We start from the raw sequence: 17259 nt of genomic DNA, 5'->3' as shown, positions 1-17259 counted from the left end.
TTTTCAACATCAACCGAGGCAATCAGGGGGAATCCATGTGGCCCTATCCTAAAGTTCTGGCCCACCGGGGCGGCGGCACGCTGGCGCCGGAAAACACCATCGCCGCGCTGCGCTGCGGCCTGGCCTACGGCTACAAGGCGGTGGAGTTCGACGTGATGCTGTCCAAGGACGGCATCGGCGTCATCATGCACGACCCGGATTTCGGCCGCACCGTGGCCGGCGAGGGCAATGTGGCGCGCACGCCGGCGTCGGACCTGGTGCGCAAGGACGCGGGCGCCTGGTTCGGGCCGCAGTTCGCGGGCGAGACGGTGCCGCTGTTTACAGAGTACATCGACTACTGCCGCTCGCAGGGCATCTGGATGAATATCGAGATCAAGCCGGTGCCGGGCTTCGAGGCGGAGACGGGGCGCTGGGTGGCGCAAAAGACGCGCGAGCGCTTCACGCAGGAGTTGCGCGCGGGCGACGCGAAGGCGGTGCCGCTGCTGTCGTCCTTCAGCATGGCGGCGCTGGCCGCCGCGCGCGAGGCCGCGCCCGAGCTGCCGCGCGCCTGCCTGTTCGACATGCTCCCGGAGGATTGGCGCGGGCAGGCCGCCGCGCTGGAGGCGGCGGCCATCCATACCAACCAGAAGCACCTGACGCCGGAGCTGGCGCAGGCCGTGAAGGCGGCCGGCTACGGCCTGTTCTGCTACACCGTCAACACGCCGGAGCGCGCCGCCGAGATCCTGGGCTGGGGCGTGGACGGCTTCTGCACCGACCGCATCGACCTGATCGGCCCCGGCTTTTCGGCCCAGGGGGTGGCTTAGAAGCGCTCGAAGCTGCCCTGGTCCGGCTCCCAGTCCGCCGCCTGCAGCGGCGCGCCCGGCGCCGCGCGCCGGGGCTTGGCCGGGGTCTGGCGCAGGTGGCGCACCGTTGTGCGCGCCGCCGGCTTGCCGCTGCCGGTGTTGAAGAAGCCCATGGTGCTTTGCAGGTCCTCGGCCTGGGCGCTCATTTCCTCCGCGGTGGCGGCCAGCTGTTCGGACCCGGCGGCGTTCTGCTGGGTGGCCTGGCTGAGCTGGCTGATCGCCGAATTGATCTGCGCCAGCCCGGTCGACTGCTCTTCCGAGGCGGCGCTGATTTCCTGCACCAGCCCGGAAGTGCGCTGGATGTTGGGCACCATCTGGTTCAGCAGCTTGCCGGCCCGTTCGGCCAGGTCCACGCTGCTGCCGGCCACTTCGCCGATCTCCTGCGCCGCGATCTGCGAGCGCTCGGCCAGCTTGCGCACCTCGGCCGCCACCACCGCGAAGCCCTTGCCGTGCTCGCCCGCGCGCGCCGCCTCGATGGCCGCGTTCAGCGCCAGCAAATTGGTCTGGTAGGCGATGTCGTCGATGATGACAATCTTCTTGGCGATCTGGCGCATGGCGTCCACCGTGCCGCCCACCGCGTTGCCGCCTTCCACCGCCTCGGCCGCCGCCTGGCTGGCCATGCCGTCGGTGACGCGGGCGTTTTCCGTGTTCTGCGCCACCGAGGCCGTCATCTGCTCGACCGAGGCGCTGGTTTCCTCCACGCTGGCGGCCTGCTCGGTGGCGGCCTGCGACAGCGACTGCGCGGTGCCGCTGACCTGTTCCGAGGCGCTGGCCAGCGCGTCGGCGCTGCTGTTGACCCGGCCCACCACGTCGGCCAGGCGCTCGACCATGTTCTTCATGCTGTACAGCAGGCTGCCCTGGTCGCCGGCCCGGGTTTCGATCTGCACCGTCAGGTCGCCGTCGGCCACCCGGTTGACCACGCTGGCCGCGTAGCCCGGGTCGCCGCCCAGCTGCTTCAGCGTGTTGCGCAGGATCAGGATGCCCAGCGCCGTCACCACCAGCGCCGCAGCGCCGAAGATGATGGTCATATTGCGCTGCGACGCGGCGATCGCCACCCCGGTCTCGGCGTTGGCCTGCTCGGCCACCTTGACGTTGAGGTTCACCAGCTTGTCCAGCGCAAGCTGTACGGCGGCCACGTGCGGCGCCACGTCGTTGGCGGCCTGGGTGAACTCGTCGGCCGCCAGCTTGATGGCGGCCGCGTCGCCACCCCGGGCCAGCCGGTCGGCCGCCGCGATCACGCGCTCGCCGCCCTTCAGGCGCAGCTCCCAGGCCGCCAGGAACTCCTTGTACAGCACGGCTTCCTCGGCGGTCTGCGGCAGCGGATCGTAGATCTTGCGGCCGGCCGCCACTTCGGCGAAGCCGGCCCGCATGACGGCGGTCTGGGCGGCGATCTTGCCCAGGTCCCTGGTGTCCTCCATCAGCCGGAACACGGTCAGCGCGCCGATGCGCACTTCGCGGTTGCCCAGTTTCATCTGGTACAGCCCTTCGATCGAGGGCATGCGCACGTCGGCCACCTCGGCGAAACCGGCGCGGGCGCTGCGCAGGCCGGCCAATCCCGCCGCCCCCACCAGCGCCACCGCCAGGATGGCCAGCACCAGCAGCAAAATCAACTTGGTCCGAAGCAGGAGATTATTCAGCATGACAGCCTTTCGCAGAGGGGGAGGGCGTGTTTGGACGGATTTCAGTATAAGGAATATCGGGCCGCGATAGCGGGCGCTTTCTTGCCGTTGTCGCAATGCGGCAACGCCCGGCCGCATGCCCGGGGCCCGCCACATCACGTATAATCAACCCTTTGCACCAGCCAGCAACTTAACCAATACGACATGAAATCATCTGAAATCCGCGAGAAGTTCCTTAAATTCTTCGAGTCCAAGGGTCACACGATCGTCCGGTCCAGCCCGCTGGTGCCAGGCAATGACCCTACCATGCTGCTGACCAACTCCGGCATGGTCCAGTTCAAGGACGTGTTCCTGGGCCTGGATAGCCGTCCGTATTCGCGCGCCACCACCGTGCAGCGCTGCGTGCGCGCCGGCGGCAAGCACAACGACCTGGAGAACGTGGGCTACACCGCGCGCCACCACACCTTCTTCGAAATGCTGGGCAATTTCAGCTTCGGCGACTACTTCAAGCGCGACGCCATCCAGTACGCCTGGGAACTGCTGACCAAGGTCTACCTGCTGCCGGCCGACAAGCTGACCGTCACCGTCTATATCGAGGACGACGAAGCCTACGACATCTGGGCCAACGAGATCGGCGTGCCGAAAGAGCGCATCATCCGCATCGGCGACAACAAGGGCGCGCGCTACGCGTCGGACAACTTCTGGCAGATGGCCGACGTCGGTCCATGCGGCCCGTGCACCGAGATCTTCTACGACCACGGCGCCGACATCTGGGGCGGCCCGCCCGGCTCGCCCGACGAAGACGGCGACCGCTTCATCGAAATCTGGAACCTGGTGTTCATGCAGTTCAACCGCGACGAAGCGGGCGTGATGCACAAGCTGCCCAAGCCGTGCGTCGACACCGGCATGGGCATGGAGCGCCTGGCCGCCGTGCTGCAGCATGTGCACAGCAACTATGAAATCGACCTGTTCCAGGCCCTGATCAAGGCCGCCGCGCGCGAAACCGGCGCCACCGACCTGGAAAACAAATCGCTGCGCGTGATCGCCGACCACATCCGCGCCGCCTCCTTCCTGATCGTCGACGGCGTGATCCCGAGCTCGGAAGGCCACGGCTACGTGCTGCGCCGCATCATCCGCCGCGCGCTGCGCCACGGCCACAAGCTGGGCCAGACCAAGCCGTTCTTCTACAAGCTGGTGGCCGACCTGGACGCCGAGATGGGTACCGCCTATCCGGAGCTGAACGAAGCCGCCGCCCGCGTGGCGCAGGTGCTCAAGGCCGAGGAAGAGCGTTTCGGCGAAACGCTGGAACACGGCATGAAAATCCTGGAAGCGCAGCTGGCCAAGGACAGCAAGAACCTGGACGGCGCCACCGCCTTCACCCTGTACGACACCTACGGCTTCCCGCTGGACCTGACCGCCGACATCTGCCGCGAACGCGAAGTGACGCTGGACGAGGCCGGCTTCCACGCCGCCATGGAGCAGCAGAAGAAGACCGCCAAGGCCGCCGGCAAGTTCAAGATGGCCGCCAACGTGGAATACACCGGCGAGAAGAACAAATTCGTCGGCTACGACCAGCTGAGCTTCGACTCGAAAGTGGTGGCGCTGTACGCCAACGGCGCGCCGGTGCAGGAACTGAAAGCGGGCCAGCAGGGCATCGTGGTGCTGGACACCACGCCGTTCTACGCCGAATCGGGCGGCCAGGTGGGCGACCAGGGCGTGATCGCCAGCGCATCGGCCAAATTCGAAGTGGAAGACACGCTGAAGATCCAGGCCGACGTGTTCGGCCAGCACGGCGTGCTGGCCACCGGCACGCTGAAAGTGGGCGACGCCGTGTCGGCCCAGGTGGACGAAGAGAAGCGCGGCCGCACCATCCGCAACCACTCGGCCACCCACCTGATGCACAAAGCCCTGCGCGAAGTGCTGGGCTCGCACGTGGCGCAGAAGGGCTCGCTGGTCGACCCGGACAAGACCCGTTTCGACTTCAGCCACAACGCCCCGCTGACGGCCGACGAGATCGCCAGGATCGAAACCATCGTCAACAAGGAAATCCTGGCCAACCACGCCACCCAGGCGCAGCACATGTCGTTCGACGACGCCGTCAAGCATGGCGCCATGGCGCTGTTCGGCGAGAAGTACGGCGACGAAGTGCGCGTGCTGGACATCGGCTCCTCGAAAGAGCTGTGCGGCGGCGTGCACGTGCACAGCACCGGCGACATCGGCCTGTTCAAGATCATCGGCGAGGGCGGCGTGGCGGCCGGCATCCGCCGCGTGGAAGCGGTGACCGGCGAAGGCGCGCTGGCGCTGGTGCAAGGCATGGCGCGCAAGCTGAATGAAGCGGCCGCCGCGCTGAAGGCCAACCCGGAAGAGCTGACCGCCAAGATTGTTGCGGTGCAGGACCACGTCAAGGCGCTGGAGAAGGAACTGGCCGCGCTGAAGTCGAAGCTGGCGTCCGGCCAGGGCGACGAGCTGGCCACCCAGGCCGTGGAGATCAAGGGCATCAAGGTGCTGGCGGCAACGCTGGAAGGCGCCGACGTGGCCACCCTGCGCGAGACCATGGACAAGCTGAAGGACAAGCTGAAGAGCGCCGCCATCGTGCTGGCCAGCGTGGCCGACGGCAAGGTTTCCCTGATCGCCGGCGTGACGGCGGACGCCACGTCCAAGGTCAAAGCGGGCGAGCTGGTGAACTTTGTTGCACAGCAAGTGGGCGGAAAAGGCGGCGGACGCCCCGATATGGCGCAGGCCGGCGGCACCGATGCTGCGGCGTTGCCGGGCGCCCTGGCCGGCGTTGCAGCCTGGGTGGAACAGCGCGCCTGAGAGTGAAAATGCCGTAACCATGCGGCCTGCGCGAGCGTGCGGGCCGTTAACTTAATGACTTCTCTCGTTGTGAACTTGCAACGAGAGAGGAACTATTTTGGTGCACCGCGTCACAACCGTCGAATTGGAGTAGACTGTGCAGAACTGGTCAACCAATTTTGCGGGATTTTGATGAGCGATACCCTAGTTGATACCGAAATCATGGAATTTCAAAAAGAACTCGACGCGCGGGGCCTGAACTGCCCGCTGCCGATTCTGAAGGCCAAGAAGGCCCTGGCCGAACTGCAGAGCGGCGAAGTGCTGCGCATCATGGCGACCGACCCCGGTTCCGTGCGCGACTTCCAGGCTTTTGCCAAACAGACCGGCAATGCGCTGCTGTCGCACGCGCAATACGGCACGGAGTTCGTGTTTCTGATGCAACGCAAGTAAAAGTCAAGTAAGCTGTTATTCTTTGAGCGGGAAGCCGGGCTGGCTTCCCCCGTCCGCAGGCCCTCCACGATCACGGTGCAAGATGAAAATTAGACGTTTTCTACTACCAAAAAAACGCACGATCGTGCTTTAATTCAGCCTGGTGATTGAATTTCTCATATAATCTAGCCCACATATCAGTTCACACTTTATTAATTTTCCCAAAGGCAGAGCTATGAAAGTCTTGGTACCCGTCAAACGCGTGGTCGACTACAACGTCAAGGTGCGCGTCAAATCCGACGGCACTGGCGTGGATATCGCCAATGTCAAAATGTCGATGAACCCGTTCGATGAGATCGCGCTGGAAGAAGCGACCCGCCTGAAAGAAGCCGGCAAAGTCACCGAAGTGGTGGCCGTGTCCTGCGGCGTGACCCAGTGCCAGGAAACCCTGCGCACCGGCATGGCCATCGGCGCCGACCGCGGCATCCTGGTGGAAACCGCGACTGAACTGGAACCGCTGGCCGTGGCCAAGCTGCTCAAAGCGCTGGTCGACAAGGAACAGCCGCAGCTGGTGATCCTGGGCAAACAGGCCATCGACGACGACTCCAACCAGACCGGCCAGATGCTGGCAGCCCTGCTGGGCTGGCCGCAAGCGACCTTCGCCTCGAAAGTGGTGCTGGAAGACGGCAAGGCCACCGTGACCCGCGAAGTGGACGGCGGCCTGGAAACCCTGGCGCTGACGCTGCCTGCCATCATCACCACCGACCTGCGCCTGAACGAGCCGCGCTACGTGACGCTGCCGAACATCATGAAGGCCAAGAAGAAGCCGCTGGACACCGTCAAGCCGGAAGAGCTGGGCGTCGACGTGACCCCGCGCCTGAAGACCCTGAAAGTGGCCGAGCCAGCCAAGCGCTCGGCCGGCATCAAGGTTCCGGACGTCGCCACCCTGGTCGCAAAACTGCGCACCGAAGCTAAAGTAATCTAAAGGATAAATCATGGTCGCATTAGTTATCGCAGAACACGACAACGCCAGCCTGAAGGGCAGCACCCACCACACCGTTACCGCAGCCGCCCAGTGCGGCGGCGACGTGCACGTGCTGGTGGCCGGTTCCAACGCCGCCGCCGCCGCTGCGCAAGCGGCGCAGATCGCCGGCGTATCGAAAGTGCTGCTGGCCGACGCCGCCCACTTCGCCGACGGCCTGGCCGAGAACGTGGCCGAGCAGGTGCTGGCCGTTGCCGCCGCCTACTCGCACATCCTGGCGCCAGCCACCGCCTACGGCAAGAACATCCTGCCGCGCGTGGCCGCCAAGCTGGACGTGGCCCAGATCTCGGAAATCACCAAGGTCGATTCGCCCGACACCTTCGAGCGTCCGATCTACGCCGGCAACGCCATCGCCACCGTGCAGTCGTCCGATAAAGTCAAAGTCATCACCGTGCGCACCACCGGTTTCGACTCGGCCGCATCGACTGGCGGCTCGGCTGCCACCGAAACCATCGCCGCTGTCGGCGACTCGGGCAAGTCGGCCTTCGTCGGCCGCGAGCTGGCCAAGTCGGACCGTCCTGAACTGACCGCCGCCAAGATCATCGTTTCCGGCGGCCGCGGCATGGGCTCGGGCGAAGCGTTCAAGATCCTGGAACCGCTGGCCGACAAGCTGGGCGCCGCCATGGGCGCATCGCGCGCCGCCGTGGACGCGGGCTACGTGCCGAACGATTGGCAAGTGGGCCAGACCGGCAAGATCGTGGCGCCGTCGCTGTACATCGCCGTCGGCATCTCGGGCGCGATCCAGCACCTGGCCGGCATGAAGGATTCGAAGACCATCGTCGCCATCAACAAAGATCCTGAAGCGCCGATCTTCTCCGTGGCCGACTACGGCATCGTGGGCGATCTGTTCGACATCGTGCCTGAACTGGTCAAAGAACTGGGTTAATCCACACGTTTAGTACCGAGGCCACGCTGGCGAGGCATTGCGCCGCCGCGTGGCTTTTTTCTTGGAGAGTAGAAGATGAGCTATCAAGCGCCCCTGAAAGACATGCTGTTCGTGATGAACGAGCTGGCCAACCTGCAAGCCGTGAGCCAGCTGCCGGGCTGCGAAGACGCGACCCCGGAAACGGCCGAAGCCGTGCTGGAGGAAAGCGCGAAATTCGTGGCGGGCGAAATCGCGCCGCTGAACCACGCCGGCGACAAGGAGCCGAGCTACTGGAAGGACGGCGACGTCTTCACCTCCAAGGGTTTCAAGGAAGCGTTCAAGCAGTTCGCCGAAGCGGGCTGGCAAGGCCTGCAGCACCCGACCGATTTCGGCGGCCAGGGCCTGCCCAAGCTGGTCGGCACGCCGTGCGTGGAGATGCTGCACGGCGCCAACCTGGCGTTCGCGCTGGTGGCGCTGCTGTCGGACGGCGCCATCGAAGCGCTGCTGACCGCGGGCAGCGATGACATGAAGGCCACCTACCTGGAGCCGCTGGTGACCGGCAAGTGGACCGGCACCATGAACCTGACCGAACCGCAAGCCGGTTCCGACCTGGCCGCCGTGCGCACCCGCGCCGTGCCGCAGGACGACGGCACCTACAAGATTTTCGGCACCAAGATCTTCATCACCTACGGTGAGCACGACATGGCCGAGAACATCATCCACCTGGTGCTGGCGCGCACGCCGAACGCGCCGGAAGGCGTGAAGGGCATTTCGCTGTTCATCGTGCCCAAGTTCATGGTCAACGCGGACGGCTCGCTGGGCGCGCGCAACGACGCGCACTGCGTGTCGATCGAGCATAAGCTGGGCATTAAGGCCAGCCCCACCGCCGTGCTGCAGTTCGGCGACAACGGCGGCGCCATCGGCACGCTGGTGGGCGAAGAGAACCGCGGCCTGGAATACATGTTCATCATGATGAACGCGGCCCGCTTCGGCGTCGGCATGCAGGGCATCGGCCTGTCCGAGAACGCTTACCAGCAGGCCGTGGCCTTCGCCAAGGACCGCGTGCAGTCGCGCGACCTGGCCGGTTCGGCCGGCCCGGTGTCCATCATCCACCATCCGGACGTGCGCCGCCTGCTGATGAACATGCGTTCGCAGACCGAGGCGGCGCGCGCGCTGGCCTACGTCGGCGCCGCGCTGTACGACGCGGCCCACCACCACGCCGACGCGGCCACCCGCGCCGAGAACCAGGCCGTGTACGAATACCTGGTGCCGATCATCAAAGGCTGGTCGACCGAGCTGTCGCAGGACGTGGCGCGCGACGGCGTGCAGGTGCACGGCGGCATGGGCTTCATCGAAGAAACCGGCGCCGCGCAGCACTACCGCGACGCCAAGATCCTCACCATCTACGAAGGCACCACCGCGATCCAGGCCAACGACCTGGTGGGCCGCAAGACCGTGCGCGACGGCGGCAAGGTCGCCAAGGGCCTGATCGCGCAAGTGCGCGCCACCGAAGCCGAGCTGGCCAAGCTGGACGGCGCGGACTTCGCCGCCATCCGCAAGCACCTGGCGCAAGGCGCGGCCGACCTGGAAGCGGTGGTCGAGTACGTGGCCGGCAACATGAAGACCGACATCAAGGCCGTGTTCGCGGGCAGCGTGACCTACCTGAAGCTGGCCGGCATCGTGCTGGGCGGCTGGCAGATGGCGCGCGCCGCCGTGATCTCGCAGCAGAAACTGGGCGCCGGCGCCGGCGACGCCAGCTTCTACCAGGCCAAGATCGTCACCGCGCGCTTCTTCGCCGACCACTTCCTGGCGCAATCGTCCGGCATGCGCAGCTCCATCATCGACGGCAGCGCCGGCGTACTGGCGCTGAGCGAAGACCAGTTCTAAGTCTTACCCTTGGACAAAAAAAGGCAGCTTCGGCTGCCTTTTTTATTGTATTCTTGCAATCTAAATTTCTCCGGGAGTCACGATTGCAGTCCTCGATGCGTTTCTTGTTGTTACCGGCCATACTGGCCACCGGCCTGGCTCACGCTCAGCTGATGAGCCAGGATGAATTGAAGCGCCAGGCGCAGGAAGCTGCCGCGGATGCTGAAATGGCTGCGTTGCGCGCGCCGGTCGGCAAGACGTACTGGATAGTACCGAAGCTGCAAGTCGCCCTGAACGCCCGTAACCACTTCTACTCTCGCTACGAGAGGGACTCTACCTGTGCGAACCTGAAGTATGCCGACAAGGTTTACCCGACCGAACCTGTCAGTTTTACCGTCGTGGAGTTGATCAGCTTCCGGGAGTACAGCAGGTCGTGTCATCTGTACCGGGCCACGTTGAATAGCGGTCAGCAACTTTATCTGGCGAGGAATTTTACGAGCTACGTTTCGCGCAAAATCGAGCATGTGAAAAGCGACTACGTGGAGCCCGTTTTGCCGGTTCCGCTGGAGGAAATCCTGGCGGAGGACGCTGCGGAGCAGAGCAAGCTCGCAGAGGAAAAAGCGCGCAAGGATGCCATCGCGGCGCGGGAAGAGGAAATGCGGCAGAGGCAATGGGCGGCGGATCAGGCTGCGTACCGCAAGCTGCCGGATGCCAGGGTGGGGATGAAGGCGGAAGCCGTGTATAACTCCCGTTGGGGTGAGCCGGACAGCGTCAACACCTTGAAAGTGCAAGGCCGCGTGCGCGAGCAGTGGGTCTATGCGCGCGGTTACCTGTATCTTGAAAACGGCAAAGTGGTCGCCATCCAGGAATTTGGCAGGCGCTAAGCGCTGGCGGCGCGAAGTTCGCTAGAATGGTTCATCACCTACCGGAGCTGCTTACATGGAACTGTCCACGCTTGCGCTGTTTGTCCCCGCCTGCTTCGCGCTGAACATGGCGCCCGGGCCGAATAACCTTCTTTCCATCAGCAACGCCACGCGCTATGGTTTCCGCCAGGCGTGCACCGCCGGGGCGGGGCGCCTGCTGGCGTTCGGCGGCATGATCGCGCTCGCTTCGGCCGGGCTGGCGGCGGTGCTGCACACGTCCGAGCTGCTGTTCTACGGCATCAAGACGGTGGGCGCGGCGTATCTGTTCTACCTGGCGTACCAGCTGTGGCGCGCGGCGCCGGGCGGGCAGGCGGAATCGGCGGCGCCGGCTGCGGGCCTGGTGCAGCTGGCGCGGCAGGAGTTCCTGGTGGCGGCCGGCAATCCGAAAGCCATCCTGATCTTCACCGCCTTCCTGCCGCAGTTCGTCGATCCGGCGCAGCCCATGGCGGCGCAGTTCGCCGTGCTGGGCACCCTGTTCCTGGCGCTGGAGATGGCGGCCATCGCCATCTATGCCTGGATGGGCACGCGGCTGCGGCGCTGGTTCGCGCAGCCGCGCGGCAAGCGCATCTTCAACCGCAGCTGCGCCGGCCTGCTGGCCAGCGCCGGGCTGGGACTGCTGCTGTCGCGCCGGGCATAGGCACAGGCCCCGCTGCCCGGGGTGCCGGCCGGGCCCTCGGGCGGGCCGTCAATACTTCAGTTCTTCCGGCACGTTGTAGCTGAAGCTCTTGGTGTCGAACACCAGTTTCCAGTTCTTCGCTTCCACTGCGGCGCCGTTCATCATGCCGCTCATGGTGACCGTGAACGGCACCGGCACGCTGCCGCTGACGGCCGCCGTGCGGTAGCTCCAGCGCCGCTTCTCGCAGCGCAGCGGCTCGTCGTACTCCGGCTCGGCGCCGGGCGCGGCGGCGGCCTGCTCGGCCTGGTAAGTGTCGTAGCGGGCCTGGGCTGCGGCGCAGCCGTCTTCCGGGGCGTGCTCGGCGGCGGCCAGGAACTCGGCCAGCGTGGCGATCTGGTTGCCGTTCGGCGCCAGCACCACGTTGTGCGTCACCGCCCGCACGTCGCGCGGGTCTTCGCCGTCGCGGGTCTTGACCACCCAGCCCCACAGACTGTCGCTCAGCGCCTCGAAGCGCACGTCCTCCGGCTGCACGGCGCGCGTGCCGGAATGGATGGCCGGGTTGCTGATCTCGGACAGGCCGCCGTCGGACGGGTCGGGGCGGATGTAGAACACGCCGTAGATGGCGGCCTGGTCGCCCTCGGCCACCGAGGCGCCGCTGGCGATGAAGTACAGCTCGTCGCCGTCGGCCCCGTCCTGCAGGCGCGCCTGCTGCACCACCCGCATCAGGTAGGTGCGGTTGTCCTCGCCGACGTAGAGCCAGCCTTTCCTGGCGGTGGAGTATTTGCCGTAGTTGCTGCCCATTACGCTGTCGATGACGGCCGCTTCGTCGATGACGATGCGTTCTGCCGGTGCGGGCGCCTTGAACATGGCGTAGGCCACGATGCCGAGGAACAGCAGGCCGCCAGCGGCCAGCAGGTAGAGCAGCACGCTGACCCAGCGCTGGCGGCGCGGCGGCGTGGCGGCGGTGGCGTAAGAGGAGCGGGAGGAGGGGGCTGCGGACGTGTCAACCGGCGAGGCCTGGGCGGCCCCGGGTTCGTTCAGGTCTTCCATGATTACCTTGTCTTGTGGAAATTATCAAATCGTACACAAGACAAGGAATTCCCGGCGCGCAATTGGCGCCGGGGATGCTGCGGACCGCTTGGCGGACTGCTTAGCGGCGCACGATGGTGCCGTTGGCGCTCTTGACCAGGTCGCCGTTCGCGTAGCCAGGGTCCTTGTCGAAGCTGAACTCGCCCTGGGTGCCGTTGTCGTACTGGACTTTCACGTGCCACACCTTGGTGGACTTGACGTGCTCTTCCACCTTGTTGCCGGCGTAGGCGCCGCCGGCCGCGCCGGCGATGGTGGCCAGCTTGCGGCCGCCGCCGCTGCCCACCTGGTTGCCCAGCAGGGCGCCGGCCACGCCGCCGGCGATCACGCCCACCGCGCTGCCTTCGCCTTTTTTATCCTCCACGTTGACCGCGATCACGCGGCCGCAGTCGTTGCAGGCGGCCGGCTTGGCGTTGGCGTTCTTCAGGTCGGCCTTGGCGGCGGCCAGGGCCTTGTCGTATTCGGCCTTGGCGTCGCGCTGGCACTGCATGCGCGCGCTGGAGCTGCTTTCTTCGGCGCACAGTTTTTTGTCTTCCGCGTAGCGGGTGGCAGCCTGCTTGGTGTCGGCCGCGTATTGCGCCTTGGTGTAAGGCTGCGCGGACGCGGCGCTGGCCATGCCCGCCAGGATCAGGGACAGGGCGATGGTGCGTAAATTCGTGCGTACATTCATTTGGTTTCTCCGTTAACTGGGTTGTTCACGCAGTATAAACGGTAAAAGTGGCTTTACAGCAATTGTGTGATCGTATCGTGCTCAACGGCATTACGGCCATTTTGTTTGGCGCGGTACAGCGCGGCGTCCGCGCGCGCCACCAGGCCGGGCAGGGTTTCGTCCGGGCCCAGCGCGGCCACGCCGAAGGAGCAGGTCTTGCGGCCCACCTCCGGGAACTCGGCGGCGGCGATGCGCAGGCGCAGCATCTCGGCCAGCGCGCACGCGCCTGCCAGCTCGGTTTGCGGGCAGATCACCATGAACTCTTCGCCGCCCCAGCGGCCCACGCTGTCGATGCTGCGCGCGCCGCTGCGCAGGATGGACGCCACCGCCGCCAGCACGCGGTCGCCGGCCGGGTGGCCGTAGCTGTCGTTGGTCTGCTTGAAATGGTCGATGTCGAGCAGGATCACGGCCAGTCCGCCGCCGTAGCGGTGCACGCGCTCCACTTCATAGCCCAGCACCTCGTCCAGCTTGCGCCGGTTGTGCAGGCCGGTCAGCATGTCGGTGCTGGCCACGCGCTGCAGCTCGCGGGTGCGCTCGGCCACCTGCGATTCCAGCGTGCGGTTCATTTCCTTCAGCTCGGCGTACAGCCCGGCGTTCTCGGCCACCTGCTTGCGCAGGGTGGCGGCCATCTGGTTCAGCTTGTCGGTCAGCTGGTGCAGCTCGTGCTTGCCCTTGTCCTTCAGCACGAAGTGGCGGTCGCCGATGTTGTCGATATTGAGCTGGCCGACAAAGTCGCTCATCTGCCGCAGCGGCTGGCCCAGCGTGCGCTTGATCACGTACAGGAAGATGAACCACAGCGCCAGCGTCTTGATGACGGAGTTCACCAGGATCAGGAAAAAGCCGTAGGCCACCTGGCGCACCACCACCTGCTGGCTGGAGTAGACGGTCCAGCGCCCCACCGGGTGGCGCTCGCCCGCCTCGTCCACGTAGACGGCGGCAAAGCTGCGGCTGAACATGCGGTCGAACAGGATGGCCGGCGGCGCGGGGACCAGCTCGCCGCTCGGGCCCGCTTCCAGGCGCTTGCCGGCGATGTCGTTGACGGTGCCGATGGCGCGCAGCAGCTTGCCCTGTTCGTCCTCCACCTTGACGCCGATGACGATGGGCAGCGCCTTCACGCCGGTGACGATGCTGGCCAGCACTTCGCCGTTGAAGCGCCACAGCGCGCCGGTGATGCCGGGGCCGAAAGTGTGTTCCATGGCGCCGATTTCCTCGCTCAGGCGCTGCTGCGTGTGGCGGTATTCGGCCGCCAGCTGCACGCAGGTGACCACCAGCGTGACGATGAAGTAGCAGCCGAAGATAATGCGCAGCAGGCGTGCCGCCAGGTTGCTCTTCATTCGGATTTGAGGATCTGGGTGGGGTAGATGGCGCGGATGATGCGCAGCGATTCCTCGTCGGACCAGCGCTCGACGATGGCGCGGTAGCGCGCCGTGTTGCGCTGCGCGTGCAGCACCGCGTTGACCCTGGCCACCACCTGCTTGCCCCATTCGGTGCGCGGGCACATCACCCGGTTCACGGTGGGGTCGGCGTGTTCGCGGATGGTGAGCGCGGCCAGTTCGCCGTCGCGGCCCAGCTGGCGCGCCGAGTAGGTGCTGATGATGGGCAGCTCGAGCAGATAGTCGAGGCGGCGCGCCAGCAGCATCTGCAGCGCTTCGTTGAATTCCGAGTGGTACTGGCGGTTGGGATGCTGCTCCAGCAGCGCGTTGATCTGCGGCGAGAAGGAACGCCCGCGCAGATAGCTGGTGCGCACGCCGTCGCGCGCCATCAGCTCGGCCAGCGAAATGCTGCCGCCGGGGCCGGCCGCGCCGCTGAACTCGGCCAGCCGGTCGCGCCGCACCACCACTTTAAACGGCAGGAACACCGCCACCGGCGCCGAGAAATAGGCCAGCGCCTCGCGCTCCGGGTTTTTCACGCCGCCCACGAAGCACCACGGGTTGCCGTTCTTGATTTCCTGGAAAATGCGCGGGAAGGGCGCTTGCACGTCCTTGTGCTCGTAGCCCGGCATTTCGTCCTTGAGCAGGCCGCGGATCTGGTCGAAGATGCCGGCGCCCTTATCCGGCCCTTCGGCAATCATGTAGGGGGCGGCGTTGAACCAGCCCCAATTCAGGCGCTCGGTGGCGCGGGCCTGGGTGGTGACGGCGGCGGCAAGCGCGCAGCACAGCAGGGCGGAAAGGCGGAACGTCATCTGGTCGTTGCGGTGAAGGGCTGGATCAGCCGTAAGCGCCCCCAGTGTACAGCAAGTCAAACAGCCGGGATATCGTGGCGATGAGGCTGGCGCACCCGACCAGCATGGTCGCCACCAGGATCACCGCCAGCGGCCAGCGCGTTTCCGAGCCGCGGCCGGTGCCGGCATTGTAGGTGGCGTCCCACTTCTCGTCGGACATCAAGCCCAGCACCAGCGCCTGCAGGAAGCCCGCCAGCACCGACAGGAACAGCGGCAGCAGCTTGAAGAATGGGTCGGCGTCCGGGGCGGCCGCCATCACCAGGCCGATGGCCGGCACGCTGGCCGCGTGCACCCAGCCCCATGTATCGTTTACGCCACGCAAGTAGAAGCGGTGGGCGCCTATGCCGCCCAGCAGGAAGGCCAGCAGGGTCGTGAAAGTCTTGTTTTTGTGTTTAGGTGTCATGAAAACGATAACGATTGCGAAAATGAAACGGCGGAGCGGCAAGTATCGGTCATAATCCGCTTCCGGCCCAGCCTTTTTGCACGCAATGCTTGCCCTGCTTGCCGGACTGGGGGATAATCTTCGATTGCCCCAAACCCACCCCAATTGTTATTAATGCTTGCTGGCGGAAGAGAAAGCGCGCTATAATTTGCGGCTTTTTCCGTCTCAGCACACTTTTTGGAAATATTATGGTCGTTATTCGTTTAGCTCGTGGAGGCGCCAAGAAGCGCCCATTCTTCAACATCGTTGCAACCGACTCGCGCAATCGCCGCGATGGCCGTTTCATCGAGCGCGTTGGCTTCTACAACCCAATGGCTTCCGGTCAAGAAGTGCCGTTCAAGGTCACCGAAGACCGTCTGGCGCACTGGATCGGCGTTGGCGCACAGCTGTCCCCAGCCGTTGCCCGCCTGGTCGCTTCGAACAAGAAAGCAGCCTAATTCGGCGTTCAGGTTTTGGCAGATAAATTGGCATCCGGGGTGCAACTCCCCGACGATCTGGTGCAAGTGGGCTTTGTGTCCGGCGCCTATGGCGTAGCAGGTGGAATCCGGGTCCGCCCCTTTTCCGACGACGCGGATGCCTTGTTGCATGTTAAGACCTGGTGGCTGGATAAACCCAGCCTGCACGAAGTAAGTGTGCGCCGTGCGAAACTGCACGGCGGCGACGTCGTGACCCAGCTGGACGACCTGACGGACCGGGATCTCGCGGAGGCGCTGAAAGGCACCGGCGTGTACATCCCGCGCAGCCAGTTCCCCAAGCTGGACGACGGCGAGTTTTACTGGTCCGACCTGATCGGACTGGCGGTAGAGAATTTGCAGGGCGAAAGCCTGGGTGTCGTGGCCGACATGATGAGCAATGGTCCGCAGTCGATACTGCGCATCACCGCTCCGGTGGGCGCGGAATCCGGCGATGCCGAGTCCGCGGCGCAAGAGCGCCTGATTCCATTTGTGGACCAGTTCATCATCACGGTGGACAAGGAAGCGAAAAAGATCACGGTGGACTGGGGCCTGGATTACTGATCCGGGAGCCTGTATGCAATTCGACGTCGTCACGCTGTTCCCTGAAATGTTTGCCGCGCTGACGCAATCGGGCGTGACCCGCCGCGCGTTCGAGCAGCAGAAGTGGCATTTGTCGCTGTGGAATCCGCGCGACTTCACCACCGACAATCACCGCACCGTGGATGACCGCCCCTATGGCGGCGGCCCCGGCATGGTGATGCTGGCCAAGCCGCTGGAGGCGACCATCGCCGCCGCCAAGCAGCGCCAGATCGACGCCGGCTTGCCGGCGCCGCGCGTGGTGTTCATGTCGCCGCAAGGCAAGCAGCTGACGCACGAACGCGTGATGCAGCTGAAAGCCGAGCCCGGCCTGGTGATCCTGTGCGGCCGCTACGAAGCGGTGGACCAGCGCCTGATCGACCGTTGCGTCGATGAGGAAATCAGCCTGGGCGACTTCGTGCTGTCGGGCGGCGAATTGCCGGCCATGGCGCTGATGGACGCGGTGGTGCGCCTGCTGCCGGGCGTGCTGAACACCGAGGCGTCGGCGGTCGAGGACAGCTTTGTCAACGGCTTGCTCGATTCGCCGCACTACACGCGGCCGGTGACGTATGAAGGCGAGGATGTGCCCGCTGTGCTGATGGGCGGCAACCACGCCGAGATAGAAAAATGGCGCCGCCAGCGCATGCTGGAAGCGACCGCGCGCAAGCGCCCGGATTTATTGCCCAAGGCGCGCGCAGCAGGCTTGCTGACGCGCCAGGACGAGAAATTTTTGGCCGGTTTAGAAAAACCGGCACTGTAGCAGCAAAGCAGTAGA

The 17259-nt window shown here is 65.3% G+C and carries 17 protein-coding genes; 11 read left to right on the top strand and 6 right to left on the bottom strand.

All coding sequences use genetic code 11. The annotated features are described in order from the left end of the window. The first annotated feature begins 35 nt into the window (after positions 1 to 35). Positions 36 to 803: a glycerophosphodiester phosphodiesterase gene (ugpQ, locus tag AC56DV_RS23915; RefSeq protein WP_496316715.1), complete on the top strand. Its 768-nt coding sequence runs from the start codon at positions 36 to 38 to the stop codon at positions 801 to 803. Here the strand turns inward: ugpQ and AC56DV_RS23910 are convergent. Beyond that, positions 800 to 2482: a methyl-accepting chemotaxis protein gene (locus AC56DV_RS23910; RefSeq protein WP_496316714.1), complete on the bottom strand. Its 1683-nt coding sequence runs from the start codon at positions 2480 to 2482 to the stop codon at positions 800 to 802. The two genes, ugpQ and AC56DV_RS23910, sit on opposite strands and share 4 nt — an antisense overlap. 183 nt (positions 2483 to 2665) lie before the next feature. Here AC56DV_RS23910 and alaS point away from each other — a divergent pair, with 183 nt between their 5' ends. The 7 genes from alaS (at position 2666) to AC56DV_RS23875 (ending at position 11016) form a co-directional block, all read left to right on the top strand. Next, a complete protein-coding gene (gene alaS / locus AC56DV_RS23905) occupies positions 2666 to 5275 on the top strand; it encodes an alanine--tRNA ligase (protein WP_496316713.1) in 2610 nt (869 codons plus the stop codon). A gap of 201 nt (positions 5276 to 5476) precedes the next feature. Further along, positions 5477 to 5704 (top strand): sulfurtransferase TusA family protein, encoded by a 228-nt coding sequence (locus AC56DV_RS23900; protein ID WP_056403241.1) that lies wholly within the window; start codon positions 5477 to 5479, stop codon positions 5702 to 5704. 214 nt (positions 5705 to 5918) lie between these two features. Next, positions 5919 to 6668 carry an electron transfer flavoprotein subunit beta/FixA family protein gene (locus AC56DV_RS23895; protein ID WP_496316712.1) on the top strand — a complete coding sequence of 250 codons (750 nt, stop codon included), beginning with the start codon at positions 5919 to 5921 and terminating at the stop codon, positions 6666 to 6668. A gap of 10 nt (positions 6669 to 6678) precedes the next feature. Further along, positions 6679 to 7611 (top strand): electron transfer flavoprotein subunit alpha/FixB family protein, encoded by a 933-nt coding sequence (locus AC56DV_RS23890; RefSeq protein WP_496316711.1) that lies wholly within the window; start codon positions 6679 to 6681, stop codon positions 7609 to 7611. Positions 7612 to 7686: 75 nt separating this feature from the next. Further along, positions 7687 to 9477 (top strand): acyl-CoA dehydrogenase, encoded by a 1791-nt coding sequence (locus AC56DV_RS23885; RefSeq protein WP_496316710.1) that lies wholly within the window; start codon positions 7687 to 7689, stop codon positions 9475 to 9477. A gap of 95 nt (positions 9478 to 9572) precedes the next feature. Further along, positions 9573 to 10340, top strand: coding sequence for a hypothetical protein (locus AC56DV_RS23880; RefSeq protein WP_496316709.1), 768 nt, complete (start codon positions 9573 to 9575; stop codon positions 10338 to 10340). A 55-nt stretch (positions 10341 to 10395) separates the two neighbouring features. Continuing rightward, positions 10396 to 11016 carry a LysE family translocator gene (locus tag AC56DV_RS23875; protein ID WP_496316708.1) on the top strand — a complete coding sequence of 207 codons (621 nt, stop codon included), beginning with the start codon at positions 10396 to 10398 and terminating at the stop codon, positions 11014 to 11016. 48 nt (positions 11017 to 11064) lie between these two features. Here AC56DV_RS23875 and AC56DV_RS23870 read toward each other — a convergent pair whose 3' ends face one another. The 5 genes from AC56DV_RS23870 to AC56DV_RS23850 all read right to left on the bottom strand — a co-directional run bounded on the left by AC56DV_RS23870 (position 11065) and on the right by AC56DV_RS23850 (position 15414). Continuing rightward, positions 11065 to 12045, bottom strand: a complete 981-nt coding sequence (locus tag AC56DV_RS23870) for a hypothetical protein (RefSeq protein ID WP_496316707.1) — start codon at positions 12043 to 12045, stop codon at positions 11065 to 11067. A 100-nt stretch (positions 12046 to 12145) separates the two neighbouring features. Continuing rightward, on the bottom strand, positions 12146 to 12751 hold the full coding sequence (locus AC56DV_RS23865) for a glycine zipper 2TM domain-containing protein (protein ID WP_496316706.1): 606 nt from the start codon (positions 12749 to 12751) through the stop codon (positions 12146 to 12148). A gap of 53 nt (positions 12752 to 12804) precedes the next feature. Next, positions 12805 to 14124: a GGDEF domain-containing protein gene (locus AC56DV_RS23860; protein WP_496316705.1), complete on the bottom strand. Its 1320-nt coding sequence runs from the start codon at positions 14122 to 14124 to the stop codon at positions 12805 to 12807. Further along, positions 14121 to 14972 (bottom strand): TIGR02285 family protein, encoded by an 852-nt coding sequence (locus tag AC56DV_RS23855; protein WP_496316704.1) that lies wholly within the window; start codon positions 14970 to 14972, stop codon positions 14121 to 14123. Before AC56DV_RS23855 ends, AC56DV_RS23860 begins: the two co-directional genes overlap by 4 nt. 25 nt (positions 14973 to 14997) lie before the next feature. Continuing rightward, positions 14998 to 15414 carry an NINE protein gene (locus AC56DV_RS23850; protein ID WP_496316703.1) on the bottom strand — a complete coding sequence of 139 codons (417 nt, stop codon included), beginning with the start codon at positions 15412 to 15414 and terminating at the stop codon, positions 14998 to 15000. 227 nt (positions 15415 to 15641) lie between these two features. Between AC56DV_RS23850 and rpsP the strand changes: the two genes are divergently transcribed. From rpsP to trmD, 3 genes are read left to right on the top strand one after another with little or no spacing between them, the layout of a single operon-like run. Further along, positions 15642 to 15890, top strand: coding sequence for a 30S ribosomal protein S16 (gene rpsP, locus AC56DV_RS23845; protein ID WP_107877945.1), 249 nt, complete (start codon positions 15642 to 15644; stop codon positions 15888 to 15890). A 39-nt stretch (positions 15891 to 15929) separates the two neighbouring features. Continuing rightward, positions 15930 to 16469, top strand: a complete 540-nt coding sequence (rimM, locus tag AC56DV_RS23840) for a ribosome maturation factor RimM (protein ID WP_496316702.1) — start codon at positions 15930 to 15932, stop codon at positions 16467 to 16469. A gap of 13 nt (positions 16470 to 16482) precedes the next feature. Further along, complete coding sequence (gene trmD, locus AC56DV_RS23835; RefSeq protein ID WP_496316701.1) at positions 16483 to 17244, top strand: tRNA (guanosine(37)-N1)-methyltransferase TrmD; 762 nt, start codon at positions 16483 to 16485, stop codon at positions 17242 to 17244. The last annotated feature ends 15 nt before the right edge of the window (positions 17245 to 17259 follow it).

This window comes from Massilia sp. BGA-UO-ETr-WB1 (genome assembly GCF_059567845.1).
This window is presented reverse-complemented; position numbering and strand designations above follow the sequence as displayed.